General features: G+C 37.7%; 5 protein-coding genes. All 5 read left to right on the top strand.

The genetic code is table 11. The features are described from left to right. The coding region (locus H4J62_RS18550; protein ID WP_182231359.1) for a cadherin-like domain-containing protein at positions 1-1,757 on the top strand (1,757 nt) is incomplete at its 5' end. A 110-nt stretch (positions 1,758-1,867) separates the two neighbouring features. Then, positions 1,868-4,042: a type I secretion system permease/ATPase gene (locus H4J62_RS18545; RefSeq protein WP_182218377.1), complete on the top strand. Its 2,175-nt coding sequence runs from the start codon at positions 1,868-1,870 to the stop codon at positions 4,040-4,042. After that, the gene (locus H4J62_RS18540; protein ID WP_182218375.1) at positions 4,039-5,412 is read left to right on the top strand and encodes an HlyD family type I secretion periplasmic adaptor subunit; all 1,374 of its coding nucleotides are present in this window, start codon (positions 4,039-4,041) and stop codon (positions 5,410-5,412) included. Before H4J62_RS18545 ends, H4J62_RS18540 begins: the two co-directional genes overlap by 4 nt. A gap of 57 nt (positions 5,413-5,469) precedes the next feature. Continuing rightward, on the top strand, positions 5,470-6,864 hold the full coding sequence (locus H4J62_RS18535) for a TolC family outer membrane protein (protein ID WP_182218374.1): 1,395 nt from the start codon (positions 5,470-5,472) through the stop codon (positions 6,862-6,864). Continuing rightward, positions 6,857-7,495: an OmpA family protein gene (locus H4J62_RS18530; RefSeq protein WP_182218372.1), complete on the top strand. Its 639-nt coding sequence runs from the start codon at positions 6,857-6,859 to the stop codon at positions 7,493-7,495. The genes H4J62_RS18535 and H4J62_RS18530 overlap by 8 nt, the downstream gene beginning before the upstream one ends. Positions 7,496-7,497: the final 2 nt, after the last annotated feature.

The following is a 7,497-nucleotide window of genomic DNA, read 5'->3' as shown; positions in this document are numbered from 1 at the left end:
GCAATGTTTTAGACAATGCAGAAACAGCAGACGGTCCACTAACTGTCACCAGCTTTACTGTTGATGGTAATACGTACAATGCAGGTGACACGGTAAGTCTTGCTGAAGGCGAACTCACTTTAAATACCGATGGTAGTTACACTTTTACACCGAATGATAACTTTAATGGCAGTGTGCCAGTGATCAGCTACACCATTACCGATGGTGCCGGTGATACCGATGTGTCGACCTTAACGATTGCGGTCACGCCGGTGAACGATCCACCAGTTGCGGCTGATGATAATTTTAGTGTTAACGAAGGCGAAATCGTCAGTGGCAATGTGATCAGCCATGATGACGGCGATGGCGTGATGGATAACGATGGTGGCGATGGTGCTAGTCTGAGCGTGACTCAAGTCAATGGCGTTGATTTAGTCTTTGATCCATTAACGGGTGAAGCCCGTGTAGATATCAAAGATGGTTTTATCTTAATCAAGGCTGATGGCAGTTTCACTTACACCCACAATGGTAACGATCTAGTAGGTGCACCACCAAGCTTTAATTATACTTTAAGTGATGGTACGGATGTTGATACCGGTACTGTGACAATCGCAGTAACACCAGTGAACGATCCACCGGTTGCAGAAGATGACGGCTTTAATATTGATGAAGGGGAAAGCGTTTCAGGCAATATTATACTTCATCACGATGGTGATGGTGTTATCGATACTGATGGTGGTGACGGTTCAACATTAGTGATAACTCATATTAATGGCATCGAACTAAGCTTTGGAACAGATGGCTTTGCTATTATTAATGTCGAAGGGGGTATTTTAAGTATTAATGCTAGTGGCGACTTTACTTATCAAAATAGTGAAGGCTATGTTTTAGACGCTACTCCACCAAGTTTTGAATACACTTTAACTGATGGTATTGATAGCGATACAGCCAATGTAATTATTACTGTTAATGACTCTGCTCCAGTTGCTGTCGATGACAATAATTACATTATATACCGCGAAAAGGATGGGAAATCAAGGATCGAAGGTATCCGAGGAAATGTCATAAGTAAAGGTAGTTCTGGAGATAATCAGGATACCTCAGTTGATGGAACCGTAACCTTAATTCAATTTGAATTTGAAGGCCAAGTATACATTTTTGATACTAACAATACTTCTTACATTATAGATACGGGGTTTGGTATTTTTACTATGTATGATACAGGGAAGTATAACTTCATTTTAGCTTCAGGGACTGATGTTAATACTATTCCTACATCGATTGAATTCGTTTACACCATCCAAGATGGTGATACCGCCAATCCTGAAACAGATAATGCGACTCTAACCATTTATTTTGAAAGTGCAAATGCTAACAACGCCAACGATACTAATGATGAGAGCTCTGCTTTATCTAACGGCGAACTTATCGACTTGTCTTTTAGTGAATCTGCTACCAGCCAAAGTCTAGGCAATCAAGGTTCAAATCTTGCAACTGATTATGATTTAAGTGATCTTTTGGTGCAAAGCCAGAGTGAAACTTTTATGTTTGATGAATTTTCGCAAAGTGACTTAAATACAGATCAAGAAAGTGAAGTTACAGTTATCTATGCAGACGAAAACTTGACCTTAGAAAATATTGATCAGGTCGACGCACTTTCAAATACTGAAACAATAATCACCAATAATTTCTTAAATAAAGGTGTAACATTGAACAGTGATGCGTCATCAGAAATTGTGCCATTGCCCATTGAACTCGACACTTCAGACCAGATATGATTAAGTCGAGTAAATTAAGTAGCAAAACATAACAAGTACAATGAGCTAATGATGAGATGTACTTTCCAACATCATTAGCTTATTGGCTTTTTTAAGGGATAACATACTAGGTGCAATCAACAGTGCAACAGTCAACTCAATGGACAATTAACGCTTCACAAAAGTTAAGTTCAGACCCTCTGTTAGACAGTTTAGTGCTTATAACAGAGCATTATGGTAACCCGTGTTCTCCTGAAGCGCTCGCGGCTGGTTTACCACTTACTGGTGCTAATCTTACACCAGAGCTATTACCTCAAGCAGCATCTCGCGCAGGGTTGAGTGCAAAATTAGTGCGTAAAGGCTTGAATGAATTACCCTCAATGTTGTTACCTTGTATTTTGATGCTAAAAGATAAAAAAGCCTTAGTATTACAAGAACTCGATATTGAAAAAAATATAGCAACAGTTTCTTTACCTGAAACTGGTGGTGAAGAACAGTTAACAATAGAGGAATTAGAATCGAGTTTTGTTGGTTATTTATTTTTAATAAAGCAGCAATATCGCGGTGATAGAAATTTTGATGTTCATCTTAATAGTTCAAAAGAACATTGGTTATGGCAGAAAATTAAGAATACTTCATCGATATACCGAGATGTAATTATTGCGTCAGTAATGATCAATGTTTTTGCTCTGGTATCACCACTTTTTGTGATGAATATTTATGACAAAGTGATACCTAATCTCGCTTTTGAATCGCTTTGGGTACTCGCCATTGGTGCCGGTGTCGCTTATATTTTTGATTTTATTTTAAAACAACTTCGTGGTTATCTAATTGATGTTGCAGGCAAGAAAATTGATATTGAAGTTTCTTCAAAATTATTTGCTAAAGTGATTGGTATACCGCTTGAAAAACGCTCCCCAAGTGTCGGTGGAATGGCAAAGCAGCTGAGTGAATTTGACAGTGTTAGAGAGTTTTTGTCTTCTGCGACAATAAGTGCCTTAGTTGACTTACCTTTTGCTGTGCTTTTTATGTTTTGTATTTGGCTTGTTGCAGGAGACTTAGTGATGTTTCCAATTATTGCCTCAATACTTATCATTGGCTACACATTATTAAATCAATCTAAACTGCGTAAAGCGATAGAAGAAAGTAATAAGTTTTCGGGTTTACGCCATGGACATCTGATTGAGTGTTTAAGCGCTTTAGAATCTATTAAAGCTAATGGCGCAGAAGGTGTTGTGCAAAGAGCTTGGCAGCAAATGGTTGGTCATACCTCGACCTGGTTACTTAAATCTAAAATGATCACTAATTCGGTCTTAAATTTTGCGAGTTTTATTGTACAAATATCAGTAGTCGCCGTTGTAGTGTTAGGTGTCTATCGGGTATCAGAAAACTTAATCTCGATGGGGGGAATTATAGCGGCTGTTATGTTAACCGGTCGTGCTATATCTCCTATTGCTAAGCTTGCTGGCCTAATGACGCGCTCTAATCAAACCTTAAGTGCTTTGAAACAACTTGATACTTTAATGGAGCAAGAAGGCGAATTTGAAGACAAAGCTCATTTGGTTAGTCGAACAAAACTCAGCGGCAATATAAATGCTGAAAATATCAGTTTTAAGTACCCTAATGCAGAAAGTGACTCTTTGCAGCCAATGTCAGTAAAAATTAATCAAGGAGAAAGAATCGCCATTGTTGGCCATAATGGTTCGGGTAAAACAACGCTAGCTAAATTACTATTAGGTCTTTATCAGCCAAGCAAGGGTAGCATTCAATTTGATGGTTTAAATCACCGGCAAATTCACCCTAGTGACTTACGAAAAAACATTGGCTATTTACCACAAGATATTGTCTTATTTCATGGTACCATCCGCGATAATATCCTCTTTGGTACTCGTCAAGTTACTGAATATCAACTTATTAGAGCGGTTCAACTGTCTGGTGTCAGTGCTTTTACCGATCATAATAGTCAAGGCCTTGACCAACAAGTGGGGGAAAGTGGTAGTGCATTATCACGTGGTCAAAGACAGTCAATTGTTTTAGCCAGAGCGATATTAAATTCACCTCAAATATTACTGTTAGATGAGCCAACCGCGAGTCTTGATGCTCGTGCTGAAAAGAAGTTTATTGAAGCAATCAATGCAACGGCAAAAGATCGCACTATGTTATTAATTACCCATAAAATGGATTTATTAAAATTGGTTGACCGCATTCTTGTTTTAGATAAAGGTAAATTGATTATTGACGGTCCAAAAGATAAAGTATTAGCGCAACTCAAAGGCGAAAATTTAAATCAAGAGGCGAACTTATGAAGGTTAGCCAACAAGACCTAGAAATGGCTGACGATGTATATGGTGCAATGCTAACGGAAGTGCCAAGTTTACATCGGTTAACTATATGGGCAATGGGTGGATTACTTTTTTGTTTTCTTATTTGGTCATATTTTTCTGAACTTCAACAAGTTACTTCAGGAATGGGCAAGGTAATACCATCAACTCAAGTACAAATTATACAAAGTTTAGATGGTGGTGTATTACAAAAACTCTTTGTTCAAGAAGGTATGCAAGTAATTAAAGGGCAACCGATTGCAAGTATTGATGATACTCGCTTTAGATCTGACTTTGCAGAACAAAAACAGGAGGTGAGTAGCCTAAGAGCGAATGTCATTCGCCTTAGAGCCGAGCTTTCAAGTATATTGATTGGTGTTAGCGAAAGTTGGCAACGACAAATAGAAATAAATATAAAAGTACCCGTTTACCCAGACGATTTACAACAAAACGCTAAGTTTATGGTTGAAAGACAACAAGAAGAGTATTCTGGAAGAATAGACAATTTAATCAATCAATTAGCAATTCAAGCCCAGCAGATACAACAAAGGGAACAAGAAGTTGCTGAATTAGTTTCGAAAATTAATACCTTAAAAATAAGTTATGAGATAGCCAGTAAAGAACTCGACTTAACACGACCGCTTGCAGAAAAAAACATTGTTTCAAAAATCGAACTCTATAAGTTAGAACGTAGCGTGAATGAGCTTAAAGGTGAATTAAGTGCGGTTCGTTTGTTAGCACCAAAATTAAAGTCTGCCATACAAGAGTCAATTTTAAATCGTCGAGAAACAGCACTTGCTTATAGAACAGAAGCGAGATCAGAGCTTAATGAATTAGAGAATAAACTATCTCGAATTAATGAATCACAGGTTGGTGCTCAAGATAAAGTAACGAAAGCATTAATTTTATCGCCGGTTATTGGTACTATTAAAACCATACACATTAATACCTTAGGTGGAGTCGTTAAGCCGGGTGAAACCATTGCTGAAATTGTGCCCACCGAAGATAAATTGATGGTTGAAGCAAAAATTAAGCCCAGAGATATTGCGTTTATTTATCCTGGGTTGCCAGCTGTTGTTAAGATCACTGCCTATGACTTTACAAGATATGGCGGGTTAACGGGTAAAGTAGAGCACATAAGTGCCGATACAACACAGGATGAAGAGGGAAACAGTTTTTATCTTATTAGAGTACGCACAGATGCTTCAAGCATTAAGAATAAAAATGGCAAAGAAATGCCAATTATTCCAGGTATGCTAACAGATGTTGATGTTATTACGGGTAAACGAACAATTTTAGAATATATTTTAAACCCCATATTACGGGCGAATGAGGCTGCACTAAGGGAACGGTAAGGCTTGTCTACTAGCAATTAATAATAATAAGAATATGGAGTATTTATAAATAACATTATGTTTAAATTAAATAAAGTAACTATGGTTTGGTGTTTAGGCTTATCGGGATTATATTCCGCTAATAGCTATGCCCAAAGTTTAGAGGCAGCCGTTGCAAACGCACTTGATACACATCCTGATATTCGTCAGACATTTGCACGATTTAAATCTAAAGAAGAAGATGTTAATCGTGCCTCAGCAGGCTATTTTCCAACTATTGATTTAACTGCTGGTTATGGTTATGAATATACAGATACTCCCGGAAATAGACGAAATGCTACCATCGGCGATGACGGTGAAACTGAATTAGCCCGTGGTGAATTTGGTGTTAGTATTAAACAAATTCTTTTTGATGGCATGTACACGAGTAATGAAATAGATAGAACTAAATTCGAAGCGAGCGCTGAGCAATGGACATTAATTGCCAATGCAGAAGATCTTGCGTTACAAGTGGCTAAAGCCTATTTAAATTTTATAAAAACAGATGAGCTTGTTAAATTATCAGCAATAAACATTGCCTCACACCAAGTCATTTATGATCAAATAAAAGAACGTACTGATTCAGGCCTGGGTAATATTGCTGACTTGTCTCAAGTTACAGGCCGGCTAGCTCGCGCGCAAGCTAACATGATTTCGGCGCGTAATAATAACCTTGACGCTAGGTCACAATTTATTCGTTTAACGAATACACAACCGAGTAACCTTGTGCTACCAGTACCTGATGCCGATATGTTACCTAAAAATAAAGCAACGGGGTTAACTCTAGCAATAAAACGTCATCCGGTAATTAAAGCTGCTCAACAAGATATTAATGCGGCTCGTTCATTTAAAAACTCAATAAACGCTAGATATTATCCAACCTTATCTTTAGAACTCGGCGTGAATTCTGACAATGATGTTGGTGGTGAAAGTGGTATTAATCGATTTGGCGCTGACGTAGGTGGTCATCGAAACGATGCAACAGCAATGCTGCGCTTACGCTACAACTTTTACTCGGGTGGAAAAGACATTGCTACCGAACGAAGTGCAGCCTATAAAATTTCAGAAGCGCAGGAAATTAATTATAACGCTCACCGTCAAGTTACTGAAAGCTTTGGTCTTTCGTGGAATGCTTTTGAAATGTTAGCTTTACAAAAAACATATCTAAAGCAACATGTTATTACATCTAAAGATACACAGGCAGCCTACAAACAGCAGTTCGATATTGGGCAGCGAAATCTTCTCGATCTGCTTGATACCGAAAATGAATTGTTTCAAGCTCGTAAGGATTACCTTGATGCAGACTTTAATGAATTGAGCGCTCAGTATCGTTTGTTAAATGCAACAGGCCTGCTACTTGATTCATTGAGAGTAACAAGATCATCAAAATGGAAAGGTGAACACGAATACGAACAAGGAGCTTACAATGAATAAGTTATCAATTAAGCCAATAGAAGTTACTGCAAAATATTTAATGGTCGCTTTTGCAGTAATATTTATTAGTGCTTGTGCTGATACTCCTGTAGTCATATTAGAAGACTCGGTACAGCAGCTTTATGATTTAACTGATTATGACAGTGATGGTGTAGTAAAAGCGCGTGAAAAATGTGATGGGACTTCTATTGGTGCTGCGATTGACAATTATGGTTGTGGTACTCAAACGTCTAAAATAATGCCTTTTAAAATTGATGTTAAATTTGTTAACAATTCTTATCAACTGTCAGACCAAGCAAATGAAGACATCAGTAAGTTAGCAGAACTTCTTAAAATGAATCCGCAAATCAATGTAGTGATTGAAGGGCATAGCAGTAAAGTTGGCGTGGCAAAATTAAATCAAGTGCTGTCAAATAATCGCGCTAAAGCAGTTGCTTTGGTACTAATCAATGATTTTAAAATTAATGAAGAGCGTATCTCTTCAATTGGTTATGGCTTTGAACGCTTAGAAAACTTAGCAGATACTGAACAAGCGCATGCTGAAAATCGTCGTATAATGGCCGAGATATCTCATATAGAAAAAATTGATGATCTCAAATGGACCATTTATACGGTGAATCAAGCTAATTAATT

Origin of the sequence: Colwellia sp. BRX8-5 (assembly GCF_014077325.1) — a bacterium.
Lineage (GTDB): Bacteria > Pseudomonadota > Gammaproteobacteria > Enterobacterales > Alteromonadaceae > Colwellia_A.
Note: the sequence above shows the minus strand (reverse complement) of the source record. Positions and strands in the feature narration are given on the sequence as shown.

Bases quoted from the DNA above. Each gene is read 5' to 3' on its own strand.
- H4J62_RS18530 (WP_182218372.1), top strand. From the start codon at position 6,857: ATGAATAAGTTATCAATTAAGCCAATAGAAGTTACTGCAAAATATTTA.
- H4J62_RS18535 (WP_182218374.1), top strand. From the start codon at position 5,470: ATGTTTAAATTAAATAAAGTAACTATGGTTTGGTGTTTAGGCTTATCG.
- H4J62_RS18540 (WP_182218375.1), top strand. From the start codon at position 4,039: ATGAAGGTTAGCCAACAAGACCTAGAAATGGCTGACGATGTATATGGT.